This window comes from Nonomuraea sp. NPDC050227 (assembly GCF_044459705.1).
Classification (GTDB): domain Bacteria; phylum Actinomycetota; class Actinomycetes; order Streptosporangiales; family Streptosporangiaceae; genus Nonomuraea.
Window position 1 is genome coordinate 544,486 of the sequence record NZ_JBITJF010000004.1, and the last position, 26,118, is coordinate 570,603.

Sequence of the window (26,118 nt, forward strand, 5' to 3'; positions counted from 1 at the left end):
AGCGGCTGCACGCCGTCGAGCTTGGCGCGCCAGTAGTCCAGCGACTCCCGCGACGGCTCGCGGCCGCGCTGCCAGGCCGCGAAGTCGCGGTAGTCGATCGACGGGACGCCCAGCCCGGCCGCGTTCCCGGTGTAGCAGGCGGCCAGCTCGGAGAAGATGATCTTCAGTGACCAGCCGTCGGCCACCAGGTGGTGCAGGACCAGGCAGAGCACGTGATCGGTCGCCGACAGCGTGATCAGGTGCACCCGCACCAGCGGCCCGGTGGCCAGGTCGAACGGCGTGTTGGTCAGCTCGGCCACGATCGCCGTGGCGCGGGCCTCGCGTTCGGCGGCGGGCAGGTCCGCCAGGTCCACCACAACCGGATCGAGCCTCAGCTCCGGCTCCACGACCTGGACCGGGCCGCCCTCCACCGCGGGGAAGCGGGCCCGCAGCATCGGGTGCCGCGCCGCCACGGTGGCCAGCGCCCCGGCCAGGTCGCGGATGGACAGCTCGCCGCGCAGCCGCTGCACCATGTACATGTTGTAGGAGGCGTCGGCGGGGTCGAGCCGCTGCAGGAACCAGAGCCGCTCCTGCCCGTAGGAGAGCGGCGCCGGCGCGTCCGGATCGCTGCGCGGGGGGATCCCGGCGGGCCGGGCCTTCGGCTGCCGCTGGAGCCTGCGCTCCAGCGCCGCGCGCTGCTCCGGGCTGAGGCGGGCCAGCCGCCCTCTCACCTCGCTCATCCGTCCGCGTCCTCCGCCAGGAGATCGTCCAGCTCGACGTCGCCGAGCTGGAGTTCCAGCACGGCCAGCGCGTGCTCGGCGACCGTGGTGAGCTCGAAGCAGACCCGCAGGTCCATCTCGATCCCGTACGCCTCCCGATACCGGGTGATCAGCAGGACGGCCAGCAGCGAGTGCCCGCCGAGCGCGAAGAAGTCGTCCTCGACGCCCACCCGGTCACGGCCGAGCAGCTCGCCCCAGAGCGCGCACAGCTCCTCCTCCAGCGGCGTCTCCGGCGCGACGTAGGTGGTGCCCAGATCGCTGCGGCCGGGCCCGGTGGGCGGCGGCAGCGCGGCCCGGTCGAGCTTCCCGCTGGGGCCCAAGGGGAACTCGGTGACCTGCACGAACGCCTGCGGCACCAGCGCCGCGGGCAACGTGCGGGCCGGCCCGGTGCGCAGCTCGTGCGACAACTGGCTCGGCTCGCCCGTCCAGTCCACGTAGGCCACCAGCCCGCGGCCGCCCGGCGCGTCGTCGCGCAGGGCGACGGCGACCCCGCGCACCCGCGGGTCCGCGGCCAGCGCCGCCTCGACCTCGCCCAGCTCGACCCGCCAGCCGTGCACCTTGACCTGGTCGTCGATGCGGCCGAGGAACTCCAGCTCCCCGTCGGCGCGCAGCCGGGCCAGGTCGCCGGTGGCGTACAGCCGCGCGCCCGGCGGGCCGTACGGGTCGGGGACGAAGCGCTCGGCCGTCAGCCCCGGCCGTCCCGCGTAGCCGCGGGCCACCTGGACGCCGCCGATGTGCAGCTGGCCGGGTACGCCGACCGGCATCGGCTCCAGGCGCTCGTCGAGGACGTGCAGGCGGCAGCCGGGCATCGGACGGCCGATGGGGATCACCGTCTCGCCCGGCCGGCAGGCGTGCCAGGAGACGTCGACGGCCGCCTCGGTGGGGCCGTACAGGTTGTGCAGCTCCACGCCGGGCAGGCGCTCGAAGAAGCGGGCCGCCGTCCTGGGCGGCAGCTCCTCGCCGCTGCACACCACGCGCCGCAGCGACGTGCACGACTCGATGTTCGCCTCCTCCAGGAAGAGGGCGAGCATCGACGGCACGAAGTGCATCGTGGTCACCGCGTGCCGCTTGACCAGGTCACGCTGGTGGGCGGGGTCGCGGTGGCCGCCCGGCCGCACCGGCACGAGGCAAGCGCCTTGCAGAAGCGGCCAGAAGAACTCCCACACCGACACGTCGAAGCTGGTCGGCGTCTTCTGCATCACCACGTCGCCGGCCGTCAGGCCGAACGTCTCCTGCATCCAGGCCAGCCGGTTGACGATGCCGCGATGGGTGTTGACCACGGCCTTCGGCCGCCCGGTCGAGCCCGAGGTGTAGATCAGGTACGCGGCGTCGTCCGGCCCGGTCACCGGGTCGAGGTCGCCGGAGCCGAGGTCGTGGTCGTCCTCCAGCAGCACCGTCTCGACCGGCCCGAAGGACGGCAGGTGGCGCTGGGTCAGCAGCACCCGCGCGCCGGAGTCGGACAGCATGAACTCCAGCCGGTCCCGCGGGTACTCCGGATCCAGCGGCACGTACGCCCCGCCCGCCTTGAGCACCGCGAGCAGCGCGACGACCAGCTCGGGCGAGCGTTCCGCGCAGACCGCGGCGGGCCGGCCGCGCTCCACGCCGATCTGCCGCAACCGCCGGGCCAGCCGGTTGGCGCGGCCGTTGAGCTCGGCGTAGGTGAGCGTGACGTCGCCGAAGACCACCGCGGGGGCGTCGGGGGTCGCGGCGGCCCGGGCCTCGATCAACGTGTGCAGGGTGCCGGGCTCGGCCGGCGGCCCGCCGTCCCCGAGGGCCAGCACGCGCGCACGCTCGTCCGCGGCGAGCACGGGGAGCTCGGGGACCGCCCGGCCGGGGTCGGCGGCGGCCGCCTCGACCAGCGTGCGCAGGTTCGCCTCGAAGCGTTCGATCGTCTCCGGGTCGAACAGGTCGGTGGCGTACTCCAGCCGGGTGTGCAGCACCCCGTCGCGCATGTTGACGTCGAGCTGGAGGTCCACCTTGGCGGTGCCGTTGGCGATCTGCCCTTCGTTGGTGCGGATCGCCAGGTTGAACATCACCTGGTAGAGCGGCGGCACGCTCAGGTCCCGGGCCGGCTGCAGGTCCTCCACGAGCCGCTCGAACGGCAGCTCCTGGTGGTCCAGCGCCTCGGCGACCGTCGCCCGCACGCGCCCGGCCGCCTCGCGGAAGCTGGGCGCGCCCGACAGGTCCACGCGCAGCGGCACCGCGTTGACGAACATGCCGATGACCGGCTCGATCTCGGGCAGCAGCCGGCCCGCGACCGGCGTGCCCACCACGATGTCGTCGATCCCCGACCAGCGCGACAGCACGGCGGCGTACGCGGTGAGCATCACCGTGAACAACGTCGTGTTGAGCTCCTTGGCCAGCCGCTCCACGCCCGCCGACAGCTCGGGGGAGTAGGCGCCGAGCCGGATCCCGCCCCGGTAGCTCCGGCGGGCCGGCCGCGGCCGGTCGCCCGGCAGGGCGAGGTCGGCGGGCACCCCGGCCAGCCGTTCGCGCCAGTGCACCAGCTCGGTCTCCAGGAACTCGCCGGACAACCTGCCGCGCTGCCACACGGCGAAGTCGGCGAACTGGATCGGCAGCTCGGGCAGCTTCGGCGGCCGGTCCTCGCCGAGCGCGTCGTAGCACTCCTCCACCTCGTCCATGAAGACCATGGAGGAGACGCCGTCGAAGATCGTGTGGTCGAAGACGACGGCCAGCCGCAGGTCGTCCTCGGACAGCTTGACGTGCCTGCCGCGGTACAGCGGCGCCCGTTCCATGTCGAACGGCTGCACCGCGTCCGCCCTGGCCAGGCGGGCCAGCTCCGCCTCGGCGGCGGCCCGCGGCAGGTGGCTCAGGTCCGTCTCGGTCAGCGCCGTGGGCGGCGCGCCGGGGTGGACGATCTGCACGACCTGCCCGTCCCGGAAGTCGAACGTGGTGCGCAGCGCCTCATGACGCCGCACGACCAGATCGATCGCCCGCTCCAGCCGGCGGGGGTCCACCGGCTGCCTGGCCGCCATCGGCATGACCATGCCGATGTTGTAGACGGCCAGATCGGGCTCGAAGCGCGAAAGGAACCACATCCGCTCCTGGCCGGAGGATGCGGGGAAGGCATCACTCACTGTCCATGGCCTCTCGCAGACTCTTCGGCCGCATGTCGGTCCACACCTGCTCGATGTGCGCCAGACAGGCGTCCTTGGTGCCGGAGAAACCGGCGTCGTACCAGCCGGAGGGGTTGTCCCGGCCGGCGGGCCAGATGGAGTACTGCTCCTCGTCGTTGCGTACGACCTTGGTGTCCGTGCCGGTCTCTGTGCTGGTCTCTGCGCTCATGCGGAACTCCGGGGGAGGCGGGGGATGGTCTGGGCGGCGGGCCCGGCGGGGGCGGGCTCGGGGGCGGCGGCCGTGGCGGCGTCGATCAGGGCCGCGACCCCGGCCACGGTCGGCTCCTCGAAGAGGTTGCGCATCGGCAGCCGGACCCCGAGCTCCTTGCGGATCAGGGCGATCAGCTGGACCGCGATGAGCGAGTTGCCGCCCAGCTCGAAGAAGTCGTCGTCGACGCCGATGTGGTCGCCGCCGAGCACCTCGCCCCACAGGCGGGCGATCGTGGCCTCGGCGTCGTTGCGCGGCGCGACGTAGCCCTCGGCGGGCGCCTTGTCCTGCCGGTCGGCGACCGCCGCCGGATCGAGCTCGCTCTCGACGGTCTCCTGGGTCAGCGAGCCGACGCCGGCGACGAGCTCGGCCACCGTGCTGGCCGCCACCACGACCTGGGGGCCGAGCGGGGCGGCGAGCAGCCTGCGCAGGGACAGGGCCCCGTCGGCCGGCCTGATGCCGGCCGCGTCGTCGGCGCCGGCCGGTGACGCGGCCGCGGCCGGGGCGGCGACCTGGGACCCGGCGCTGGAGCGGACCCCGGAGACCACGGCCTCGGTGTCGATCCTGCGCAGGACGTAGTCGGAGATCTGCACCAGCACCGTGCCGTCGGGCGCGATCAACGTGACGTCGACGACCAGCACCTCGTCGGTGTCGGTGCTGGTGATGCGCAGATGGCTCCAGAACGCCTCCGGCAGGCTGCCGAACACGGTGATGCGGCCGTAGCCGAGCGGCAGGTAGTGGCCCTCGACCGCGACCCAGCTGAAGGTGGTGGCGGCGTCGAGCAGGGCCGGGTGCAGCCCCCACCGGTCGAGGTCGGCCATCAGCGCGTCGTTGGCCTCGAACAGGCCGAGCGCCTCCTGCTGGCCGACATGCGTGGCGGTCAGCGTCCGGTGCCAGTGCGCGCCCAGCGTGAGCAGGCCCGACAGCGGGACGCCGCCCTGCTCGTCCGCCGAGGACACGCAGCGGTCCATGATGGCGCGCAGGTCCACCCGGTCGGCGGGCGGCGGGCTCACCTTGGCCGCCGTGCCCCTGGCGTGGGTGCGGTGCGAGCCGCCGATGATGCTCTGCACCTGGAACTCGGCGCCGTCCGCCTCCGGGGTGAAGAGCACCCGTACCTCGGCGGTCGCGCCGTCGGCCACCGACAGCGGCTCGACGAACACCACGTCCCGCAGCTCGACGAGCCCGCCGTCGGGCAGCACCGCCTCGGCGGCCGTCCTGGCCAGCTCGACGTGGCCGGTGCCGGGCAGCACCGGCACGTCGGCGATGCGGTGCTCGTCCAGCACCCAGTGCGTGCCGGGCGAGAGCGTGCCGCTGCACCAGTCGAGCCCGCCGATCTCGCCGGCGTGCCGCGCGTCGAGGACCGGGTGGTCGAGCGCCTTGATCCGGTCGCCGCGCTGCAACGCGACGAATCCGGCGGGCGCCGCGGTCTCCACCGCCATGCCGACTTCCAGCCATCTGCCCCAGTTGACGCTGACGATCTGGGCGGCGTTCCAGCCTCGTCCGGCGCGGGCGTGCGCGTCGAGGAAGTTGTTGGCCGCGCAGTAGTCGATCTGCCCGAACCCGCCGGCCACCGCGGTGATCGACGAGCAGAGCACCACGGCCTCCAGCTCCAGGTCGCCGAACGCCTCCTGCAGCGCCAGCGTGCCGAGCAGCTTGGGCCGGAGCACGGCCTCGGCCGCCTCCCGCTCCTTGATCTGGGCCATGCCGCCGCCGGGCAGGCCGGCCGCGTGCACGAGCACGTCCACCCGGCCGAAGGCGGCGAGCGTCTCGTCCCTGACCCGGCGCATGTCCGCCGGATCGGTCACGTCGGCGGCCAGGGTCAGCACCCGCGCCCCGGCGGCCTCCATCCGGCCGATCGCCTCGGCGGCGCGCGCCTCGCGGGCCGACCGCGGCGGGCCGTCGGGCAGCCCGCTCCTGGACAGCAGGACGATGCCGACGCGGGCCCGCGCCGCCAGGTCCTCGGCCAGCGAGACGCCGATGCCGCCCAGACCGCCGGTGATCACGTACACCTGGCCGTCGCGCGGCTCGCCCGGCTCGCTGGTCACCTCCACCTGCTCGTACCCGAGCAGCCACCGCTTCCCGCCGCGCAGGGCGACCGGGGCCAGCAGCCCGGCCTCGCCGGGCTCGGCCGCGCGGCCCAGCTCGGCGGCGACGCCCCGCACCGCCGCCGGCCGGTTCGCGTCCCCGTCCGGCGCGTCGATGTGGCGGACGCGCAGCCACGGCGTCTCCAGCGGGACGACCCGGGCGAAGGCCGCCAGCGTGGCGTGCTCCGGCCTGGTCAGGTCGCCGCCGACGACGTCCATCGTGCCCGCGGTCACCAGGTCGAGCTGCACCCCGCCCGGCGGCTGGGCCGCCGACAGCGCCTGCACGAGACCCAGGACGCCGAAGAAGCCGCGGTCCTGCGCCGCCCACGTCTGCTCGCCGCCGCCGGTGAGCGCCCAGGCGTGCACGACCCGCTCGGGGATCTCGCCGACCGCCTCCAGCAGCGCGTCGTAGTCCTCCCGTACGGCCGGCCGCACCGTGAAGTGCCCGTCGAAGGCGCCGAACGCGGCGCCCGGCCGCACCTCCAGCACCTCGGCCCCGGAGGCGCGCAGCGCGTCGGCCAGCGCGGCGGAGTCCTCGTCCACGAAGGCCAGGCAGCGCGTGACCGGCGACGGCGTCCCCGGACGGGCCGGCGCCTGGTGCCAGACGGGCACGCCGTACCACCGCTCGGGCGGCAGGGGGCCGTCGGCCTGCTGCGGGTGGGCGACGCCGCCGGCGAAGGCGCCCTGCGGGTCGGGGTCGATCCAGGCGCGCTGCCGCTCCCAGGGGTAACCCGGCAGCGAGACGCGGAAGCCGGGGGCGCCGAAGTCGTTCAGCTCGATGCCGTGCACCCACAGCGCGCCCACGGCCTGCGAGAAGACCGCGACGTCACCGGCCCGGTCGCGCGGGCCGGGCAGCGACGGCAGCGGGGCGATCGCGCCGGCGGCCAGCTGGGTGCCCGCCAGGCCGCACAGCTGCCGGCCCGGCCCGCACTCGATCATGATCCATTCGCCGTCGGCCAGCAGCGTCGAGACGCAGTCGCCGAAGCGGACCGGTTCGCGCACGTGCCTGGCCCAGTAGGACGGGTCGGTGGCCTCCGCGGCGGTGATCCAGGTGCCGGTCACGTTGGACAGGAACGGCAGGCTCGGCGCGGCCGGGCGGGCCGCCGCGACCAGCTCGCGGAACTCGCGCAGCATCGGCTCCATCATCGCCGAGTGGAAGGCGTGCGAGGTGCGCAGCCGCGTGCAGCCGATGCCCTCCTCCTCCAGCATCTCGGCCAGCTCCGCGATCGACTCCGACGGGCCGGACACGACGCACGTGCCGGGGCCGTTGACGGTGGCCACGGAGACGTCGTCGGGCAGCATCGGCGCGATCTCGTCGGGCATGAGCTGCACGGCCAGCATGGAACCCGGCGGCAGCGCCTGGATCAGCCGGCCGCGCGCCGCGACCAGCCGCATCGCGTCGGGCAGGGTGAAGACGCCGGCGATGGTGGCCGCCGCGTACTCGCCGATGCTGTGGCCGATCATCGCGGCGGGCTCGACGCCCAGCGAGAGCCAGAGCCTGGCCAGCGCGTACTCCACCGTGAACAGGGCGGGCTGGGTGAGCGAGGTCTGCCGCAGCGCCTCGTCGGCCTCCTCGCCGGTGGCGAAGATCTCCTCGCGCACGTCCAGGACGGCCGCGCACTCGTCGACCGCCTCGCGGAAGATCGGCTCGTTGCGGTACAGCTCCGCGGCCATGCCGCCGTACTGGGCGCCCTGGCCGGAGAAGAGGAAGGCCACCTGCGCCGGCCGCTTCGGCTTGGCGCCGGTGACGGTCCGCCTGGGGTCGGACAGCGCGGCCACCGCGTCGCCCGGCGAGGTGGCGACGACGACGGCCCGGTGCTTGAGCTCCCGGCGGCCCACGCGCAGCGTGAACGCGGCGTCGGCCAGGTCCGTCTCGGGGTGCGCGGCCAGGTGCGCGGCCAGCCGTTCGCGCGCGGCGGCCAGCGCCGACTCCGTCCTGGCCGACAGCTTCAGCAGGTGCGCGGGCCGCTCACGGGGCAGCGACGGGCGCGGCGGGGCCTCCTCCAGCACGGCGTGCGCGTTCGTGCCGCCGATGCCGAACGAGCTGACCCCCGCGCGGCGCGGGAACTCGTCGCGCTCCCACTTCGTCGGCGAGGAGACGACGTAGAACGGGCTCGCCGGGAAGTCGATCTTGGGGTTGGGGCTCTTGAAGTGCAACGTCGGCGGGATCAGCTTGTTCTCCAGCGCCAGCACCGTCTTGACCAGGCTGGGGATGCCGGCCGACTGGCCGAGGTGGCCGATGTTGCTCTTGACCGAGCCGATGCCGCACCACTGGGTGTCGCTCGTGTGCTGGGCGAACACGCTGGACAGCGCGGCCACCTCGATCGGGTCGCCGAGCGCCGTGCCGGTGCCGTGCGCCTCGACGTAGGTGACCGTACGGGGGTCCACGCCGCCGACGCCCAGCGCCTGCGCGATCACCGCGGCCTGGCCGTCCAGGCTGGGCGCGGAGAAGCCGACCTTGCCCGCGCCGTCGTTGTTGATCGCGTTGCCCAGGACCACCGCGCGGATGTTGTCGCGGTCCTCGATCGCCTCCGACAGCCGCTTCAGCACCAGGACGCCGCCGCCGCTGCCCCAGGTCGTGCCGCCGGCGTCGGCGTCGAAGGAGCGGGTGTGCCCGTCGGGGGAGACGATGCCGTCCTGGTCGTAGATGTAGCCCTCGCCCTGCGGCAGGTCCAGCATGGCCGCGCCGGCCAGCGCCATGTCGCATTCGCCGTTGCGCAGCGCCTCGCACGCGATGTGGAAGGCCACCAGCGCGGTCGAGCACGCCGTGTGCACGGTGTAGCTGGGGCCGCGCAGGTCGAGCTTGTAGGAGGTGAGCGTGGCGCAGTAGTCGACGTGGTTGCCCACCATGACCGCCAGCCAGCCGGCGTTCTTGTGGGCCTGGGCGTTGCTGCGGATGTTGCGCCACTGGTAGGTGTCCGTCCCGGTCCCGGCGTAGACGCCGATCTCGCCCGGGTAGCGGAACGGGTCGTAGCCCGCGTCCTCCAGCGCCGTGTGCGACAGCTCCAGGAACAGCCGGTGTTGCGGGTCGCGGACCTCGGCCTCCCTGATCGACATGCCGAAGAACGCCGCGTCGAAGCCCTCGTAGTCGTCCAGCGTCATGGCGGCCGGCACGAAGTTCGGGTCGGCCAGCAGGCTCTCCGCCGTGCCCAGCGCCCTTTGCTCCTCCAGGGTGTACGTGGTCAGCGACTCGACGCCGTCGGCGAGGTTGCGCCAGAACTGCTGCGCGTCACCCGCTCCCGGGACTCGGCACGACAAGCCGATGATCGCGATCGGCTCGGCCGTGGGCTCGTCCGTCATGGGGCAATCCCCTTCTCGTTGCGGTTCCTCAACCTGTCTCGCCGTGAGGCCAGGCGGCGCGCCGCCCGGTCCAGCCCCGGACTGCCGCCCGCTCCATCGAGATGAGCGGCCAGCGTCCGGATCGTGGGATGCCTGAACAGCTCCGTGATCGGGATCTCGCGGCCGGTCGCCGCCCGCAGCCGGGCCTGGACCGCCGCCACGGCCAGCGAGTGGCCGCCGATCTCGAAGAAGTTGTCGTCGGGGCCGAGCCGCGGCACGCCCAGCACGGCGCGCCACACCTGGGCGACCGTCTTCTGGGTGGGGCCGTGGAGGCCGCCGCCGGCCTTCGGCTGCTCGACCGGCCGGCCGCGCAGCGCGGCGCGGTCCACCTTGCCGTTGGGCGTCAGCGGCAGCGCGGGCAGCGCCACCACCTCGCTGGGGACGGCGTGCTCGGGCAGCGCGCCGCGCAGCTCGTCCAGGAGGCGGTGCGCCGCCAGGCCCGGCCGGGCCGGCACCACGTAGCCGACGAGCGTGCCGTCCTCGACCCTGGCGGCGGCGGCGCGCACGTCCCGGCAGGCGGCGAGCGCGGCCTCCACCTCGCCCAGCTCGACCCGGAAGCCGCGCACCTTCACCTGGTCGTCGGCGCGCCCCGCCGGGGTGATCGTGCCGTCGGGGTTGCGCCGGCCGAGGTCGCCGGTGCGGAACCGGTCGCCGGCGAAGCGCCGGCCGGTCAGCGCCGGATCCAGGTAGCCGTCGGCCAGGTGGCGGCTGCGGACGACCACCTCGCCGAGCTCGCCCACACCGGCCCGCCTGCCGTCCGGCGTCACCACGATGATCTCGCTGCCCTCGACGGGCCGCCCGATCGGCACGACCTCCGGGTACGGCTCCGCCAGCTCGTGCCACGCGTGCGCCTGCGGCGTCTCGGTCGTGCCGTAGAAGGCGACGATCCGGGCATCGGGCACGAGCGCGCGCAGCCGGGCCGCCTGGACGCCGGTGAACAGGTCACCGCCCACGCCGACCAGCCGCACGTCGGGCAGCGTGCCGCCGGTGCCCGCCAGCATCGCCGCGAGCTGCGGCGTCAGGTGCAGGACGGTGATCGCGTGCTCGCGCAGCCAGGTGACGAGCTTGCCGGGATCGCGGGCCAGCTCGTGCTCGGGCACGAACAGCTCGGCGCCCGCCACGGCCGGCACGAACATGTCGCGCAGCGCCGGATCGTGGGCCGGCCCGTGCAGCAGCGCGAACCGGTCGTGCGGCTCGACGGCGAAGGTGCGGACGTACCAGGACAGGAAATGGGCCAGCGGCCGCTCGCCGGTGACCACCGCCTTGGGGGCGCCCGTGGTGCCCGAGGTCATCGAGAGGTAGCCGGGACCCGGCAGCAGGGCGCCGCCCTCGCGCAGCTCGACCGCGTCGTCCCGCAGGACGGCCCGCGCTCCGGCGGCGGCGATCTGCCGCTCCTGGACGGCGGCGGGATAGGCCGAGTCGATCACCACCCACCGTGCCCCCGCCGCCAGCACGCCGAGCAGGATCCCCGGCAGCTCGGGCACCCGGGAGGCGACGACGGCCACCACTGCCCCCGGCTCGACCCCGGCGCCGCGCAGCGCCGCCTCGGTCCGCCGCCGCGCCCCGGCGTGCGCGTCGCCGGCCAGTTCCAGCAGGCCGGGCCCGTCCCAGGCCGGCAGCGCGGCGTCGGGGGGCTCGGGTCGCAGCTGCCCGGTCAGCGACTCGCGGAGCAGTTCGACATAGCCGTCGACCAGCGCCGTCATGCGCTCGGCGGAGAACAGGTCGGGGTTGTAGACCAGCTCCAGCGCGTAGCCGCCGCGCTGCTCGCCCACGTACATCGTCAGGTCGAACAGCGCCCCGGGCAGCCCCGGCCGCAGCGTCTCGCTGGCGCAGCCGTCGAGGTCCAGATGGGCCTGCGCGAAGTTGTACATGTTGAACATGACCTGCGTGATCGGGTTGCGGCTCAGGTCGCGCGGCAGGCGCAGCGACTCCAGCAGCTGCCCGAGCGGCACGTCCCGGTGCCTGATCGCGGCGTTCAGCTCGGCCGCGCACGCCGTCACCTGCCCGGCGAAGTCGCCCCGGGGGCGCAGCCGCAGCGGCAGGACCTGCACGCACATCCCCACCAGCGACTCGAACGCCACGTGCGGCCGGTCGGCGTAGGCCGCCCCCACCACCAGGTCGTCCCGTCCCGCCAGGGTGGCCAGGCGGCGTCCGAAGGCGGCCAGCAGCACCGCGTACGGGGTGGTGCCGAGCTCCGCCGCCAGCTCGGCCACCCGGCCGGCCAGTTCCGCGTCCACCTCGCCCCGGACGGCGGCGCCGCGGAAGGTCTGCGCGGGCGGCCTGGCCGCGTCCCTGGGCAGGTCCAGCACCAGCGGGGCATCGTGCAGGCGCTCGCGCCACCAGCCCAGCGCCTGGCCGTCGCCGTTCGCGCGCAGCCAGCGCACGTAGTCGGCGAACGTGTGCTCGCCCGCCTCGACCGGCTCGCCGCGATAGGCGGCCGACAGGCCGCGGAAGAGCACGTCCTGCGACCAGCCGTCGAACACCAGGTGGTGCGCGGTCAGGCAGAGCACGTGCTCGTCGGGGGCCAGCCGGAGCAGCCGCGCCCGGAACAGCGGCCCGGCGGCCAGGTCGAAGCGTTCCCGCGCCTCCTTCTGCAGGGCCGCGTCCAGCTCGGCGGGGGAGAGGTCGTCGATCGGCAGCGGCACCTCGCGCGGCGGCGCGACCGTCACGTCGGGGATCCCGTCGCGCGAGGCCACCCGCCAGCGCAGCGCCTCGTGGGCCGCCACCACGGCGGTGAGCGCCCGGCGGAGCGCGGCGACGTCGAGCGGCCCCCGGATGCGCTCGGCCATCGCGATGTTGTGCGCGGCCGACTCGGGCGCCAGCTGCTCGACGAACCACATCCGGCGCTGGGCGGGGGAGAACGCGGCCGGGCTGCCGGTGGGCGGCGCGGCGGCGGACGCCCGCTCCGCGCCCGCCACCAGCGCGCGCAGCGCGCCGTAGGTCCGGCCCTCGTACACGTCCTGGACCGAGACCACCCGGCCCAGCTCCGCGCGCACCGCGGCCACCAGCCGCATCGCCCGCAGCGAGTGGCCGCCGCGCTGGAAGAAGTCGTCCTCGTCGTCCGGGACGGGCGCCTCCAGCACCCGCGCCCAGATCCCGGCCAGCCCGCTCGCCGTTCCCCGCTCCCGCTGCGACTGCGCCCGCAGGGCGGCCAGGTCCACCTTGCCCGAGGCGTTCAGCGGCAGGAGAGGCAGCCGGACCAGCCTGGTCGGCAGCATGTACGGCGGCAGCCGCACCGCCAGGTCCTCGCGCAGGGCGGCCAGGTCGGGCGCGTCCTCGGGCGTCACGTAGGCGACCAGCTCGCCCGCGAAGTCCACCACCGCCTGCCGCACCCCGGGATGGGCGCGCAGCGTCGTCTCCACCTCGCCGATCTCCACGCGCTGCCCCTGGACCTTGACCTGGCGGTCGAGGCGGCCCATGAACGCGATCTGGCCGTCCTCCTGCCACGCCACGTGGTCGCCGGTCCGGTACAGCCGCGCGCCGGGCTCGTCCGAGAACGGGTCGGGCACGAACCGCTCGGCCGTCAGCGCGGGCCGGTCCAGGTAGCCGCGGCTGACCTGCGGGCCGCCGATCAGCAGCTCGCCGGGGACGCCCGGCGGGCACTCGTTCATGTCCTCGTCCACGATGTACGCCCGGCAGCCGGTCAAAGGCCGGCCGATCGGCAGCGGACGCTCCCACACGCCGTGGAACTCGCCGCCCACCACGACGACGGTCAGCTCGGTCGGGCCGTACAGGTTGTGGAAACGGGTGTGCGCCGACCAGCGCGCCACCTGCTCGGGCGGGGGCGGCTCGCCCGCCGTCACCACGTCCCGCAGGTGCGGCAGCCGGCTCGGGTCCACCAGCGGCAGCAGCGCGGGCGGGAGGTAACCCCAGGTGACGTCGTGCCCCTCCAGGAAGTGCTGCAACCGGGCCGGGTCCACGCGGTCCTCGTCCGGCACGAGCTGCACGCAGCCGCCGACGGTCAGCGGGAGCACCATGTCCATGATCGAGGCGTCGAAGCCCAGCGCGGAGAAGGCCATCGAGCTGCAGCTCGCGTCCAGGCCGAAGCGCGCGACGGTCGCGGTGACGAAGAAGACCGCGTTGGCGTGGCTCACCACCACGCCCTTGGGCCGTCCGGTGGAGCCGGAGGTGTAGATCACCCACGCCGCGTTGGCCGCGACGGCGCCGCTCTCCCGGGGTTCGGCCGGCCCCGGCTGGAAGGCGTCGACGAGCGTGGCGGCGCAGCCGTCCAGGAGCTCGTGGCCGCGCTCGTCCACGACGACCACCGCGATCCCGGCGTCCGCCAGCACCTCCTCCAGCCGCCGGCGCGGATGCCCCGGGTCCAGCGGCACGTACGCCCCGCCCGCCAGATGCACGGCCAGCACCGCCACCGGCATCAGCGGCGTGCGGCGGGTGCACAACCCCACCCGCGACTCCGGCCCGACGCCGAGCTCGCGCAGCCGGGCCGCCAGCGCCCACGCCCGCTCGACCAGCTCGGCGTAGGTGAGCACGTTCTCCCACTGCCGGACCGCCGGGGCGTCCGGGGTCCGCGCGGCCTGAGCCGTGATCAGACTGCTGAGGAGTGTCATCCTGCGGCCTCCACACCCGGCCGTACCAGCCGGCCTTGCCGTACCGTCTCGAAACGCAGCAGGAAGCTCGGCGCGCGCAGGGCGATCGCGGCCATCGCCCGGCCCAGCGGCAGGTGCGTCACCCGCCACCCCGCCAGCCACTCCGCCTCAGCGTCCACTTCCGGGCCCGCCTCAGGGGACGCCTCGGGCACCCACGTCCGGCCCGGACGCTGCCCGGCGAACCCGAACCGCGCCGGATCCACCCGCAGCCCGTCACCGGACGCCTTCAGCAGCGCCTCCTTGGCCGTCCACGTGCGCAACGCGCTGTGCAACCGCAGTTCCTCGGGCAGCGCGGCGAACTCGTCGCGCTCCCGCTCGTCCAGCATCCGCTCGAAGAACGTCTGCTCGTCCGCCGGCGGGCGGAAGCGCTCCAGGTCGGCGCCCACCTCCCGGCCGGTCGTCAGCGCGACCAGCACGAGCCCGCCCGACCGGGCGACGCTGTAGGTCAGCTCGGTCCCGCCGTACGGCAGGCCGCCGGACCGGCCGGGCGGCTCGGCGAGGCCCGGCTCGACCCCGTACTCCCTGAGCAGCCGCCGCAGCAGCACCGACCTGCCGACGAAGCCGCGGCGGCCGTCCTCCTGCCGGAACCTGGCCGCCCGCGCCGCCTCCCGCGGCGACAGCTCGTCGAGGGACGCGCACATCTCGGGCAGTTCGTCGAGGTCGGCCAGCCACACGTGCACCTCGTCCGCGGCCAGGCTCCGCTCCGGGCCGGCCGCGATCGTCCGCGCCACCTCCTCACCGTGCGTGGCGAGGAAGAGGTGCGCGGCGTCGAGCGTGTGCAGGCGGAAGGTCGAGGAGGTGTGGCGGGCCCAGGCGAGCATGGTGGGGTGGGTGACCTCCCGGTCGTGCGCGCCGGCGAAGGCGACGATGGGCACGTCCAGGGGCTCCTGGCGGGTGAAGCGGTAGCGGCGCAGCCACTCCATGTCCGTCCGCAGCGCGGGGATGAGCAGGGCCTTGACCTCGGGCTGCGTGCGTAACTCCGCGGGCGCGCCGAGCCGCAGGATGAGCTCGTCGACCAGGTCCTCGTCGCCCAGGCCCGTCCACCGTCCCAGCGTCTCCTGGCGCTCCGGCGGGTGCGCGGCGCCGACGTAGAGGCATTCGGGCGCCCGCACGCCGAGCCGCCGCAGCTCGCGGACCACCTCGAAGGCGACCCGGCCGCCCATGCTGTGCCCGTAGATCGAGTACGGCGTGCGCTGCCGGGCGACGGCGGCGCCGATGGACCGGGCGATCAGCTCGGGGGATAGGGCTCCGGGCTCGGCCACCCGGCCCTCCCTGCCGGGCAGCATGGCCACCCGCACGTCCAGGACGCCGTCGAACGCCTGCCGCCACGCCCAGAAGGCGGTGACGTCCCCACCGGCGTAGGGGAGGCAGAAGAGGGTCCGAGCGCCGGGCGGGTATCGCGTCAGCGAGGCGAACGGTGTCTCGGACAGCGGCTGTTCTTCTGGCATCGCGACGCGAAGTCACCCTCCGGCAGGTCTGCCGCGCCGGGCGAGGTCGTCGCGCGGGCAGCAGGAAATATGGGCCGCTCGTCAGGGTTCGACCTGGCGAGGGGCGGCTCACGGCTGAAGCCACGCCATTCCTATTATTTTGTCCGAAAGTCAGTCAAGGGATGAAATTTAAACCAACGATGGAATGCTGGTTTCGGCCATCGACAAAACCCGCTTCCGGCGGGTGCGTCTGCGGGCGGTGGACCTCCCCGGCTGGGCGGATGATCTCTGCCTGCCCTCGCGTTCTGGGGTTCTGCCACCCTGCGTGATGATCTTGTCCCTCTATGGAATGCCCGTAATTAGGGTTTCGGTCCTGTCGTTTGAAGGGGTCCCTGTCCCTATTGACTGATTGAGTCGGGTCCGATTCTCCATATCGGTCAGATCGGCGGTCATCCCGCTGGCAGTGGCCTCGCGGGGTGCTGACAGCCGTCGGCCCCCGTCCTGTCAGGGCCGGGATCAGGAAGACCTCCCCGTGCGCGACGAGCACGAGGAGGTCTCGAGATCACTGCGATTCCGGTCTCAGCGGCGGGCGGGCGGGTCGCCCGGACTCACTACCTCCGGCCTCACCGCTTCGGCCGGAAGTAGTGCCTCACCATGTAGGCGGTGACCTGGGCGCCGATCTTCGCGCCCTGCACGTCCGCCGTGCGCGTGTGGATGCCGCCCCACACGCGGGCCTCGACGACCTCGGCCAGGGCGTGGGAGAAGCCGCGGAAGCTCCTGGTGGTGCCCGAGTCGGAGCTGTAGCCGCTGAAGGGGATGTCGTCCCTGCCGAAGAAGTGGGCCAGCGCCGACATGCTGGCCGCCGTGAAGCACGTGTGCCCGGAGGTGTAGTCCGGGTGCGGCGGGGTGACGAGCAGCGGCGTCCAGTCCGGGTCGGCCGTGGTGCGGGGGTTGCCGTCGGTGTCGGCCAGGCGGATCGCCGTCACCGGCCGCCAGAAGGCCCACGCCGCCTTCTCGTTGTAACAGGCGGTCGTGGCGTCGGCCTCGGCCAGGTCGACCATGGCGAACATGCGGGCCGCCTGGAGCGGGTTCAGCCGCCGGGTCGTGGCGAGCTGGCGTTTGATCTCCCATTCGGCCAGGTGCCGGTCGTGCCACCAGATCGCGGCCTGCGTCTGGTCCTGCGTCCTGACCGTGCTGTCCGCACCGCCGATCCGCTTCAGCTCGTTGACGTCCTTGGCGTAGCGGGAGCTGGTCAGCGCGGGCGGGCCCGAGGTGCGGAACATCGACGCGCTGGGGATGAGGAACGGCTTGAGGTCGCCGACCCAGGCCCCGTCCGAGGCGTTCGTGGGCGGCGTCGGCCGCCACTGGCCGGGCTGGGTGCCGATCGGCCAGGTCTGGTCGCCGAACGCGCCGTCGTTCTCCCTGGCGGCGATCATCGCGGCCGCCGCCTGCTCGCCCACGGTGACGCCGCGTCGTTTCGCGCCGCCGTCGGCGATCGTGGCGAGGTACTCGTCGTACTGGGTCGTCAGCCGGGCCTGCTGGGCGGGGAAGAGCTTGTTCAGCACGCGGAAGGCCGCGGTGGCGACGGCGGCCTCCGTCGACTCCCCGCCGTCGGCCCGCGGCGCGGTCAGGTACGGCTGGTAGGGGGTGCCGGCGATCGCGTTCACCGCGTCGTAGACGGCTCCGTGCACCATGGCGAAGCTGCGCGCCTGGACCTGCGGCTGCTGGCCGGCGACGTCCCAGATGGCGGTCTGGGCGTTGCGGTCCCAGACGACGACGGCGTTCTCGGGCGGTTGTGAGCCCGACGCGTACGCGGTCGATGAGCCCGGTCCCGCCGGGGCGACGGCGGCGATGACGAGGACGGCCAGCCATCGTGCGATGACCGGCCGTCGCCTACCACGTGATTGAGGCATTCGAGAAAATTACTATGTCGCCTCAAGGCCGTTAAGCGGCCAAATAAGCGAAAACCCGATAACGACACGTCCGAAAAACGGGCCCGCCGGAACGACGGCGGGCCATCGCGCCCTCTCAGGAGGTCTGACGTCGAGTGATGCCGTCGGCGCGGTCATGGCCGCCGCGCACGGCACGCCGGTCGCGCTTTTCCCGCACCGCGATGACGTTCGCCGCGATGAGCAGCCCGGAAGGCACGATCGCGGTAATGAAACCGCTCATTCCGATCAGGCCGACGCCTACGGCCCCCCAGACGAGGATCGCCCACCCGACATATCCGGGAACCTGCTGCCCCTGCCGCCCCGCCCGCGCCACCAGCAGACCCAGCAGCGCCAGCACCACGACGAACCCGCCGGGCAGCGCCCAGAAGACCGCCTGCGAGTCGCCGTCCGCGAGGCCGTTGCGCAGGTCTCCGGCGAGCCAGCTCGCCCAGGGGGCGAGGGGGGCGAACACGGCGGTGTGCGCCAGGGCGATGAAGATCATGGCTCGCCCGGCCCAGATGGTGAGCCGGTCCGGCGGTGTGGCCGTCGCGAGCGGGGAGGAGGTGCTCATGCCTGCCAGCCTCTCCCGGGAGCCGTCCGGTGTGCTCCCTCGCGAGGGGGATGCCGCTCCCTCTCCCGGGGCGGTCTCCGGCGGCCTCATGCGAGCGCCCTCTCGGCCATCATGGCCATCAGCGTCATCTGGTCCAGCGGGGGAGTGGCGGCGGGGTCGAGCTCGCGGTAGCGGCGGTGCAGGTTGACCACGATCCGCTCGGCGTCCAGCCAGGTGGCGTACTCGTCCAGGTCCACCGCGCCGACCGCCTCGGGGAAGGACAGGCCGCGGGCGTGGGCGGCGTCCGCCTGGTCGACCACGTGGGCGAGGTAGCCGCGCACCGCGCGGATCCCGTCGGGGTCGGTGACCGGGCCGTGGCCGGGGACGATCGTGTGGGCGCCGGTGGCGAGCATCCTGTCGCAGGCGTCGATCCAGTTGGCGATCGGGCCGCTCCACACGATCGGCGTGCAGCCGACGAACAGCAGGTCGCCCGCGAAGAGCACGCCCGCGTCCGGCACGTGCACGACGGTGTCGGCGCTGGTGTGGGCGGGGCCGAGGTCCGTCAGGCGCACCTCCCGGCCGCCAAGGTCGAGGGTGAGCGCCCGGTCGTACGTCCGGGTGGGCAGCCGCAGGCGGATGCCGCTGAAGTCGAAAGCGCCGAAGCGTTCGCGGAAGTAGGGCGTCGCCGGGCCGATGTCCATCACCTGGGCGGCGGTCAGCAGGTCGGGGCGCATCTCGTGCCGCATCTCCGCGCGGGTGGCCGCCGCGGAGACGATGTCGACGCGCTCGCCCAGCAGCTGGGTGCCGTGGCAGTGGTCGCCGTTGGAGTGCGTGATGGCGGCGTGGGTCAGCGGATGCCGGTCGGTGACCTCCCGCATGGCGGCCAGCATCTCGGCCGTCAACGGCAGGTCGAACAGCGTGTCCACCAGCAGGGACGCGCCCTCGCCGGTGACGAGCCCGGCGTTGCTCAGGCCGTACCCGCCGTCGGGCAGCAGCCAGGCCCACACGCCCGCGCCGACCTCGTGCAGACCTCGGGTGTAGGGCAGCCTGGAGCGGGCGTTGTTGACGCGCGGGCGCGGCGGGCGGCGGTCGGGGTCGTGCCGCGGCGTCAACGGGTACGGCTTGGCTGACGCCCGGACGGTCTGACGGGTCCGGCCCAGCCCCTCGACCGTCAGCTCGACGACGTCGCCGTCCCCCAGCCAGCCGGGGAACGCGGACGGGTCGGCCATCGACAGGTGCTCGACGAGACAGCAGCCCGGCACGGTGCCGGAGCCGAACACGTCGCCGGGCAGCAGGTCCACGCCGCGCGAGGCGTAGGAGACGACCTCGCCGAAGCTCCAGTCCATGCCGTCGGTGCGGCCCGAGCCGACGATCTCGCCGTTGACGGCGGCCTCGACGCGCAGGGCGAGCCGGCCGTCGCGGCGGTAGGGCGCCAGCTCGTCCGGGGTGACCAGGAACGGGCCGAGCGTGGTCGCGCCGTCCTTGCCCTTGGCCTGGCCGATCGCCAGCGGGGACTCCCGCAGTTGCAGGTCCCGCGCCGACCAGTCGTTGTAGACGGTGTAGCCGATGATGTGCTCCTCGGCCTCCTCCGGCGTGAGGTCCCGGCCGCCCGGGCCGATGACCGCGGCGATCTCCAGCTCGAAGTCGAACCAGGCGCTGCCCGGCGAGATCGTCACGTCGTCGTACGGGCCGACGACCGTCGAGGGGCAGGCGAAGTAGAAGGCCGGGACCTGGTACCAGGCGTCCGGCAGGGTGCGCGGCTGACCGGCGGCCTGCCGGCAGTTGCGCATGTGGTCGAGGAAGCACAGGCAGTCGCGGATGGAGGGCGGGCGCGGAACGGGCGCCCGCAGCCTCGCCTGGGCCAGCGGAACCGTCTCCGCCGACGACGCGAGCGCCTGCTCGCCCGTCGCGCGCAGCGCCTCGGCGCCGCCGCCGAGGAGATCGAGCAGCCGGACACCGGGCGCGACGGGGTGGATCAGATCCTCGCCGAGCACGCCGACGCGGTCGCCGGTGCCGGTCGCGTAGGTCACCCAACGCATGGGGGAGCTCCTTCGTCTCTATGTTGACCAACATAGGCTATAGCCGCTGACATTCGCTCGGTCGTCGGGCATAGCCGATCGCATGGCATCATCGCCATTTGGCGATCGATCACCATGGCGGCCCGTGAACACGCCGAGCCCGCGGCGGGGATGGGCGGCGATCACGCCCGGCCGCCTCTACTACGCCGGACACGTCGGCGCGGGCGGCATGCACGCCCACCACGCCGTGCAACTCCTGGTCGGCGACGGCCTGGTCCTGCGCGGCGGCACCGGGCCGGCGCACGAGGTGCGGGCCGCGCTCTCCTCACTGTCGCGGGGAGCCACGCTGACCGCCGCCGCGCACGCGGCCGGCTTCTCCGACGCCGCCCACCTGACCCGGACCGTGCGCCGCATGATGGGCGACGCGCCCTCGGCGCTGGCCACCGGGGTGCGCTGGCTGGAGGGTTAGCAGGTTCGTTCAAGCCCGCCGGGCCCCGGCCAGGCCAGGCTGGTCCATGTGATCATCATCATCGGCGCCGGTCAGGCAGGGCTCGCCGCAGGCCGGGAACTACGCCTGGCCGGGCACGACGTGCTCCTCCTTGAGGCCCATTCCCGCGTGGGAGAGTCCTGGCGGCGGCGCTGGGACTCCCTGCGCCTGTTCACCCCCGCCCGGCTCAGCTCGCTCCCCGGCCTGCCGCTGCCCGGCGACGGCGACCGCCACCCCGGCAAGGACGAGGTGGCCGGCTACCTGGAGGACTACGCGGGGGCGGCAACTCCGGCCTGCAGATCGCCGCCGAGCTGAGCCGGGACCGGCAGGTCACGCTCGCGGTCGGCAAACGTCAGCCGGTGCTGCCCCAGCGTGTCCTCGGCCGCGACGTCTTCGCCTGGCTGCGGGCCCTCGGGGTGGTCACCGCCCCGGCCGGCGGGCGGTTCGGCCGCCTCGTCCGCGAGCGCGACCCGCTGATCGGCGTCGGCCCCGGGCGACTGCGCCGCCTGGGCGTCCGCGTCGTCGACGGCGTCGTCTCCGCCGACGGCGGCCGGCTGCGGACGGCCGGCGGGCAGACCGTCACGCCGTCCGTCGTGATCTGGGCGACCGGCTACCGGCCCGACTACGGCTGGCTGCGGGTGCCCGGCGCCCTGGCCGACGGCGTGCCGCTGCACACCGGCGGCATCAGCCCGGTGCCCGGCCTGACGTACGTCGGCCTGCCCTTCCAGCGCAACCGCGGCTCCGCCCTGCTCGGCTGGGTGGGACACGACGCGGCCCTGGTGGCACGGAGCTACCCGGGCGCGGCGCCGCCGCGGTCGTCCACGGCGGGCCCGGTCAGCCCTCCGGCCACGCGGTGAGGACGGCGGCCAGCAGCGTCCCGTCGTGGCCGGACGGCACCGCGCGCAGGTCGAGCAGGCAGCGGCCGTTCTCCACCCGGGCGAGCACGGGCGGCTGCGCCCGGCGCAGCGCGGCGGCCGCCCGCCGGTCCAGCGCGACGGCGGCGCTCGGCAGGGACACCCCGGGCGCGCCCCCGCCGCCGACCACGCTCCGGCTGTCGACGGCCTCGGCGTCGATCCCCTTGTCGCGCAGCCGGGCCGCCAGGTCCTCGGCGCGAGAGCGCAGCGTGGCCTGATCGGCGTGCAGGCTCTCCCAGATCGGCGTCGGCGGGCCCGCGACCGTGGCCTCCAGCGCCGCCAGGGTGATCTTGTCCACCCGCAGCGCGCGGGCGAGGGGATGGCGGCGCAGCCGGTCCACGAGGTCGGCGCGGCCGAACAGCAGCCCGCATTGAGGGCCGCCGAGCAGTTTGTCCCCGCTGGTGGTGACGAGGTCCGCGCCCTCGGTCAACCAGCTCGTGACGTCGGGCTCGCGGGGCAGCAGCGGCTCGTGGGCCAGCAGCCCCGAGCCGGCGTCGGCGACGAGGGGGACACCCCGCTCCCGGCACAACGCCGCCAGCCGCGACACCGGGACGTCGGCCGTGAACCCCTCGATCCGGTAGTTGGACGGGTGCACCTTCAGCACCAGGCCCGTCCGCGGCCCGATCGCGTCGGCGTAGTCCGCCAGGGCGGTGCGGTTGGTCATGCCGACCTCGCGCAGCCGGGCCCCCGTGGAGACGAGCAGGTCGGGAAGGCGGAAGCCGTCCCCGATCTCGATCAGCTCCCCCCGGCTGACCACGATCTCGCCGCCTGCCGCCAGCGCGGTGGCCGCCAGCACGAGCGCCGCCGCGTTGTTGTTCACGACGTGGACCGCCTCGGCCGCGGGCACGGCGGCGGCCAGGGCGGCCAGCGCCGTACGTCCCCGTCTGCCCCGGTCGCCCGTGTCGAGGTCGAGCTCGACGTCGGTGACCCCGGCGGCCAGCTGCACCGCCTGGCGGGCGGCGTCCGACAGCGGGGCGCGGCCCAGGTTGGTGTGCAGCAGCACGCCGGTGGCGTTGATCACCGGCCGCAGGCCGGCGGCGGAGGCGGGCAGGGCCGCCAGCGCCGCGGTCAGGACGTCCTCCGGCGCGAGCTCGCCCTCTCTGGCCCGCCGCTGCGCCGCGACGATCACGGCCTTGACCTGGGCGTGGCCGAACCGCCGTCGGGCCTCGACCAGCCGGGGGTCGGCGAGCAGCGTGTCCGTCCGCGGGATGGATCGACGATGGTCGGTCATGCTAGGGACGTCCGTTCGGCGTGAGAAGCACGGTGTCTCCAGGTCTCGTACCGGGGCCGATCAGGCATCATATGATCAACCGCCAGAAAAGCGATCATGACGGCCGTGATCGTCCTAAGGTGTGATCATGAAGAGGCTCACGCAGTACGCCCGAGGCGGCGGCTGCGCCTGCAAGATCCCCGCGGCGGACCTGGAATCGCTGCTCGGCGACGCACGCATGCCGTTCCCCCGAGATCCCGAGGCGGAGCTCGTGGTGGGGCTGGAATCCGGCGACGACGCCGCCGTGGTCCGCACCCAGGACGGATCCGTGCTCATCAGCACGGCCGACTTCTTCACCCCGGTGGTCGACGACCCCTACGACTGGGGCCGCATCGCCGCGGCGAACGCCCTCTCCGACGTCTACGCCATGGGCGGCCGGCCCGTGGTCGCGCTCAACCTCCTGTGCTGGCCCCCCGACCTCCTGCCCTACGACCTGGCCGCCGAGGTGCTGCGGGGCGGCGCGGAGGTGGCCGCCCAGGCGGGCTGCCACCTGGCCGGCGGGCACAGCGTCGTGGACGCCGAACCCAAGTACGGCCTGGCCGTCACCGGCGTCGCCGACCCCGACCGGCTGCTGCGCAACGACGCCGGCCGCCCCGGCCTGCCGCTGTCCCTGACCAAGCCGCTCGGCCTGGGCGTGCTCAACAACCGGCACAAGAGCACCGGCGAGGTGTTCCCGCACGCCGTGGAGACCATGACCCGGCTGAACGCGGACGCCTCGCGCCAGGCCGTGGCCGCCGGGATCCGCTGCGCCACCGACGTCACCGGCTTCGGCCTGCTGGGCCACCTCCACAAGCTGGCCCGCGCCTCCGGCGTCACCGCCGTGCTGCACGCCTCGGCCGTGCCGATGCTGGACGGCGCGGCGCAGGCCGTGAAGGAGGGGTTCGTCCCCGGCGGCTCGCGGCGCAACCTCGACTGGGTGGCCCCGCATCTCGACCCCGGCGACGTCCCGGAGGAGACCCTGCTGCTGCTCGCCGACGCGCAGACCTCAGGGGGGCTGCTGGTAGCCGGGGAGATCCCCGGCGCCCCGGTGGTCGGCGAGCTGATCGAGCACACCGGGCACACCGTCGTCATCCGTCCCTGAACGCCGACGCCGGGCGAAACCCCGCGGCCGCCTAGTGCCGGGCCCCGCCCGGCAGGACGACGGCCGCCAGGCCGGGCACGTCGAACAGCGGCCGACTGCCCGACGGGGAGAGCACCGCCAGCTCCTGCCGCCCACGGACCTGGTCCTGGGGCACCTGGACGACGGCGAAGCCGCCGTCCACCGGTCCGACCGGGAACCGGCCGGCCGGCAGCGGCAGGCGGGCCACCTGCCGTCCCGTGACGTCGAACTCCAGGACCGTGATCCGGTCGCCGGAGTACTCCAGGGTGAAGATCCGCTCGCCGCTCACCTGGACGGACAGCCCGTGGTCGGTGTCGCTGAGTACGCCCGCGCCGGACGTCAGGGTGAGGGTGTGGCCGGTGCCGGCGTGCTCCAGCGTGACCCGGTCGAGCGGCGGCCTGTCGTGCCGTCCGATGTCGAGGAGGAGCGGCTCGCCCGACGGCGGCAGGCCGACCGGCTCCCGTCCGGGCGGCAGGTCGAGTTCGCGGGCGTGGCCGCTCGGGAGCTCCAGCGTCCGGTAGGAGCGCACGTCCCCGCTGGCGTGGTAGCCGACGATCAGCCGCCGGGAGTCCGCCGACCACGCCCATGGGCTGTACGCGCTGTCCGCGCCGCCGCCGGCCGGCGGTTCGAGCCGGTGGACCGCGACGCCCAGCAGGTCTCTGACCTCGTACCCGCCTCTGACGGGTTGCCCGAGCCAGCGCCCGTCGGGGGAGAGCGTGATGTTGCCCGGCGGGCTGACGGTCCGCGCGCCCAGCAGGAACTGCCGGCCGTCGGCGAGCAGCAGGAAGGTGGGGCACTGCGACTGGCAGGCGGTGTACACCAGGAGGCCCCGCCCGGCCGGGCCGGTGACGGGCAGCGCCGGCGCCTGGGCGGGCGGCCGGACGACGTGCGGCGGCGAGGCCACCGTCACGCCGGTGTCCGGACCGGCGGGCGAACGCGCCTGGAAGACGGCGAGAGCGCCGACGACCACCATGACGGCGGCCGACCCGGCGACCAGCGCCCTGCGCGGGACGAACGCCGGCCCGCGGGGCCGTCGCCACGTGGGCAGCCGATCGCTCATGACCTTCTCGCCGAACCCGTCGTCGGTCACCGGCCCAACCCTCCGTCGTGGACGCCTCACTTGCAACACCCGACGAGGCCGGCGGAGGGCCTGGCCGGTTCTCAGACCGCGGCGCCCCACAGCGCCAGCCCCATCAGCAGGACCAGCGCCGCCCGGCCGAACGTGCGGGCCGAGGCCCGCTCCGCGGCGCCGAAACACAGGCAGGGAGCCGCCTGCTCGCCCATGACCAGAAGATACGTCTGCGCCACCGTGAACGACAGGCCCAGACACGTCCCGGCCACCCCCACCAGCACGTCGCCGGCGACGGGGGAGAAGGCGGCGAGGGCGACGAGCGCCTCCACGGTCACCACCGTGAAGGCGCCCGCCCGGGCCACCCGTCCATGGAGCCCGAAGGCCGCCAGGCCGCTCCGGAAGGCGCCGAGGTCGCGCGCCTTCCCGAGCACCGCCAGCACCAGGACGAGACCCAGCCCGTAGCGGGCGACGAGGGCGATCATCCGATCACCAGCATCGCCACCACGGGCGCCGCGAGCACGACGAACAGGACCTTCATCTTCGGCAGTGTGAAATAGAACGCCGTGTCCGCCTCCATCCGGTCCCGCGCGAGGGCGAAGGTCAGGAGCATCATCGCCCGCGCCGCCGCGAAGCCGGCGCCCGCCAGGAGCGCCTCCTGCCAGGACGCCAGGAACAGGATCGCCACCGCCATGATGTGCGGCAGCCCTGTCGGCGAGTACGTGCGCATCCCCGTGCCCATCTCGGCGCCGAACTGCACGGCGCCCCAGAAGGGGATCCTGGTGACGAACTGCGGCACGAGCCGCGCGTTCTGGAGCAACGGGAAGGACAACACGTCCAGCTCGCGCAGCAGGAAGATCACCGCAGCCGCGGCGACCATGATCTGCAGAACCACTGCGGGGAACGGAGCCCGCAGCACGGAGCCGACGACCACCAGCACGAACGTGACGGCGCCCGCTCCCACGAACAATCCGGCGATGAAGCCGGCGACATCAGCACCCCGCCGGACCGACGAGGACAGCACCCAGGCGCTGTTCAGGCTTCAAACGGAGCCCGAGAGGGAGAAGCCGGCGACGAGGGCGGCCACCAGCCAGGTGAAGCCCTTCGTGTCCGCGCCCGCAACCCTCGAACACAGCACCAGGGCCTCCGCCGCCGCGATCAGTGCCAGTCCGGGCACCAGCAGGCGGACGGATTTTCTGGTGGCGGAGTCGCTCATGGAC

At 74.2% G+C, this 26,118-nt stretch carries 18 protein-coding genes (1 of these 18 only partly in view); 4 read left to right on the top strand and 14 right to left on the bottom strand.

From position 1 onward, the window contains the following. The 9 genes from ACIBK9_RS19525 to ACIBK9_RS19565 form a co-directional block, all read right to left on the bottom strand. A protein-coding gene (locus ACIBK9_RS19525) for an amino acid adenylation domain-containing protein (RefSeq protein WP_397159873.1) crosses the window boundary here: on the bottom strand, nt 1-719 show its beginning. The gene continues 2,413 nt to the left of window position 1, outside the view; the window shows 719 of its 3,132 coding nt (coding positions 1-719); the start codon lies at nt 717-719; its stop codon lies beyond the left edge, outside the window. After that, nucleotides 716-3,856: an amino acid adenylation domain-containing protein gene (locus ACIBK9_RS19530; RefSeq protein ID WP_397159875.1), complete on the bottom strand. Its 3,141-nt coding sequence runs from the start codon at nt 3,854-3,856 to the stop codon at nt 716-718. The genes ACIBK9_RS19525 and ACIBK9_RS19530 overlap by 4 nt, the downstream gene beginning before the upstream one ends. Then, the gene (locus ACIBK9_RS19535; RefSeq protein ID WP_397159877.1) at nt 3,849-4,064 is read right to left on the bottom strand and encodes an MbtH family protein; all 216 of its coding nucleotides are present in this window, start codon (nt 4,062-4,064) and stop codon (nt 3,849-3,851) included. The genes ACIBK9_RS19530 and ACIBK9_RS19535 overlap by 8 nt, the downstream gene beginning before the upstream one ends. Next, nucleotides 4,061-9,487 carry an SDR family NAD(P)-dependent oxidoreductase gene (locus tag ACIBK9_RS19540; RefSeq protein WP_397159879.1) on the bottom strand — a complete coding sequence of 1,809 codons (5,427 nt, stop codon included), beginning with the start codon at nt 9,485-9,487 and terminating at the stop codon, nt 4,061-4,063. The genes ACIBK9_RS19535 and ACIBK9_RS19540 overlap by 4 nt, the downstream gene beginning before the upstream one ends. Beyond that, nucleotides 9,484-14,094, bottom strand: coding sequence for an amino acid adenylation domain-containing protein (locus ACIBK9_RS19545; protein WP_397159881.1), 4,611 nt, complete (start codon nt 14,092-14,094; stop codon nt 9,484-9,486). The genes ACIBK9_RS19540 and ACIBK9_RS19545 overlap by 4 nt, the downstream gene beginning before the upstream one ends. Continuing rightward, nucleotides 14,091-15,581 carry a thioesterase domain-containing protein gene (locus ACIBK9_RS19550; RefSeq protein WP_397159883.1) on the bottom strand — a complete coding sequence of 497 codons (1,491 nt, stop codon included), beginning with the start codon at nt 15,579-15,581 and terminating at the stop codon, nt 14,091-14,093. The genes ACIBK9_RS19545 and ACIBK9_RS19550 overlap by 4 nt, the downstream gene beginning before the upstream one ends. A 602-nt stretch (nt 15,582-16,183) precedes the next feature. Then, nucleotides 16,184-17,473 (bottom strand): phosphatase PAP2 family protein, encoded by a 1,290-nt coding sequence (locus tag ACIBK9_RS19555; protein WP_397159885.1) that lies wholly within the window; start codon nt 17,471-17,473, stop codon nt 16,184-16,186. A 115-nt stretch (nt 17,474-17,588) separates the two neighbouring features. Continuing rightward, the gene (locus tag ACIBK9_RS19560; RefSeq protein WP_397159887.1) at nt 17,589-18,062 is read right to left on the bottom strand and encodes a DUF6463 family protein; all 474 of its coding nucleotides are present in this window, start codon (nt 18,060-18,062) and stop codon (nt 17,589-17,591) included. Between the two features lie 86 nt (nt 18,063-18,148). Further along, nucleotides 18,149-20,080, bottom strand: coding sequence for a fumarylacetoacetate hydrolase family protein (locus tag ACIBK9_RS19565; RefSeq protein ID WP_397159889.1), 1,932 nt, complete (start codon nt 20,078-20,080; stop codon nt 18,149-18,151). A gap of 124 nt (nt 20,081-20,204) precedes the next feature. Here ACIBK9_RS19565 and ACIBK9_RS19570 point away from each other — a divergent pair, with 124 nt between their 5' ends. The 3 genes from ACIBK9_RS19570 to ACIBK9_RS19580 are packed head-to-tail and all read left to right on the top strand — an operon-like array spanning nt 20,205 to nt 21,403. Continuing rightward, nucleotides 20,205-20,528 (top strand): hypothetical protein, encoded by a 324-nt coding sequence (locus ACIBK9_RS19570; protein ID WP_397159891.1) that lies wholly within the window; start codon nt 20,205-20,207, stop codon nt 20,526-20,528. A gap of 48 nt (nt 20,529-20,576) precedes the next feature. Then, nucleotides 20,577-20,861 (top strand): FAD-dependent oxidoreductase, encoded by a 285-nt coding sequence (locus ACIBK9_RS19575; RefSeq protein ID WP_397159893.1) that lies wholly within the window; start codon nt 20,577-20,579, stop codon nt 20,859-20,861. A gap of 44 nt (nt 20,862-20,905) precedes the next feature. Beyond that, the gene (locus ACIBK9_RS19580) at nt 20,906-21,403 is read left to right on the top strand and encodes a hypothetical protein (RefSeq protein ID WP_397159895.1); all 498 of its coding nucleotides are present in this window, start codon (nt 20,906-20,908) and stop codon (nt 21,401-21,403) included. On the opposite strand, the gene selA is transcribed toward ACIBK9_RS19580, so the two are convergent. Further along, entirely contained in the window at nt 21,381-22,691 is a 1,311-nt protein-coding gene (gene selA, locus ACIBK9_RS19585) for an L-seryl-tRNA(Sec) selenium transferase (RefSeq protein WP_397159897.1), read from the bottom strand. The two genes, ACIBK9_RS19580 and selA, sit on opposite strands and share 23 nt — an antisense overlap. Before the next feature lie 127 nt (nt 22,692-22,818). Between selA and selD the strand changes: the two genes are divergently transcribed. Continuing rightward, entirely contained in the window at nt 22,819-23,811 is a 993-nt protein-coding gene (gene selD, locus ACIBK9_RS19590) for a selenide, water dikinase SelD (protein WP_397159899.1), read from the top strand. Nucleotides 23,812-23,842: 31 nt separating this feature from the next. Here selD and ACIBK9_RS19595 read toward each other — a convergent pair whose 3' ends face one another. From ACIBK9_RS19595 to ACIBK9_RS19610, 4 genes are all read right to left on the bottom strand, one after another. Beyond that, the gene (locus tag ACIBK9_RS19595) at nt 23,843-24,919 is read right to left on the bottom strand and encodes a hypothetical protein (RefSeq protein WP_397159901.1); all 1,077 of its coding nucleotides are present in this window, start codon (nt 24,917-24,919) and stop codon (nt 23,843-23,845) included. A gap of 71 nt (nt 24,920-24,990) precedes the next feature. After that, on the bottom strand, nt 24,991-25,383 hold the full coding sequence (locus ACIBK9_RS19600; RefSeq protein WP_387676384.1) for a MauE/DoxX family redox-associated membrane protein: 393 nt from the start codon (nt 25,381-25,383) through the stop codon (nt 24,991-24,993). Next, nucleotides 25,380-25,922 carry a hypothetical protein gene (locus ACIBK9_RS19605; protein ID WP_397159903.1) on the bottom strand — a complete coding sequence of 181 codons (543 nt, stop codon included), beginning with the start codon at nt 25,920-25,922 and terminating at the stop codon, nt 25,380-25,382. The genes ACIBK9_RS19600 and ACIBK9_RS19605 overlap by 4 nt, the downstream gene beginning before the upstream one ends. Nucleotides 25,923-25,940: 18 nt before the next feature. Further along, entirely contained in the window at nt 25,941-26,114 is a 174-nt protein-coding gene (locus ACIBK9_RS19610) for a hypothetical protein (protein ID WP_352328893.1), read from the bottom strand. Nucleotides 26,115-26,118 lie beyond the last annotated feature (4 nt).